The sequence below is a fragment of the Vibrio sp. 1288 genome, assembly GCF_033344475.1.
Window position 1 is genome coordinate 1 of record NZ_JAWPOX010000178.1, and the last position, 995, is coordinate 995.

Annotated in this window: 2 protein-coding genes and 1 pseudogene; all 3 read right to left on the reverse strand. The window is 45.9% G+C overall.

Translation table 11 applies throughout. The annotated features are described in order from the left end of the window. Positions 1 to 147, reverse strand: a pseudogene (locus R8O11_RS25485) (fimbrial protein); the annotation flags it as partial. Then, positions 140 to 718 carry a PilN domain-containing protein gene (locus R8O11_RS25490; RefSeq protein ID WP_005480484.1) on the reverse strand — a complete coding sequence of 193 codons (579 nt, stop codon included), beginning with the start codon at positions 716 to 718 and terminating at the stop codon, positions 140 to 142. The pseudogene R8O11_RS25485 and the gene R8O11_RS25490, both read right to left, overlap by 8 nt. Then, positions 702 to 995, reverse strand: a 294-nt coding sequence (gene pilM, locus R8O11_RS25495) for a pilus assembly protein PilM (protein ID WP_318194645.1), incomplete at its 5' end; no start/stop codon positions are given. The genes pilM and R8O11_RS25490, both read right to left, overlap by 17 nt.

Here is a 995-nt window from a genome sequence, read left to right on the forward strand (position 1 = left end):
AGTGTTCAAACGAGCGTCTTCTGGCTTTAAGTAAAACCAATAACCAAACCCTTGGATAAGAAGAACAAGCAGGCAGATCACTACAAGCTGAGGCAGTAATGGCCATTCAGCAATCTCATCCATTTCTAGATCTTGCCAATTAACCATGTTGTTTTCCCTCTTTCTGCTCTTCTACCGTGTTAAACATGAAGGACACTTTAAATGTCTGAAACTCTTTACCGAAACGGGCTTTTCCGTGCACGATAGAGTGCATTTCAACGTCCAGTAGCTTGGCAGAACGTTCCATGTTATCGAGCATGGTTGCTAGCCGAGGTGTACTGTCTGAAATACCTGAGATTTCAATTTCTAGATCGTTCATTTTGATCTTGTCGACATACACGCCTTCTGGAATAACAGCAGGCATGAGGTTCATAAAATCAGTGGTTTTATTCCGACCATTTTGCAACGCTTCCACAACTTTCAAGCGTTCCAAGATTTTGCTGTGTTCAAGCTCCGCGATCTTCATCGCTTCTATCCGCTTATCTAGATCAGAAATGTACGTTGTTAGATAGTCGAGTCGCTCTTGTTGAAGATCTTGTTGATACTCATAATATTTGCCAACGCCCCACTGAATCCCCAACGCCACCATGACGCCCAATACCACTAAACCGACAAATCGACGACGATGCTCTTCCCTTTGATTTTCGCGCCAAGGCAATAAGTTAATGCGATACAGCACGCACACCTCCTAACCAATGAATGCCACGGACCGCCAGCCCTGCAGCTGTCGAAAAATGTTGCCAATCAGCCGCTCGTCGCTTGCGTTTCGACACTTTCATTTCAAACAGTCCGAGTGGGTTTAGCAACTCGCACTCCAATGCCAACTGATGCGAGAGCTCTTCTGCCAACATTGGCGTCGATGCCCCCTCGCCCGATAACCAAATGCCTTTGATGTTTTGCGAACCGTTGATCGAGGTATAGAGCTGCATTTGACGTTTTACGCGCTCAACCACTTG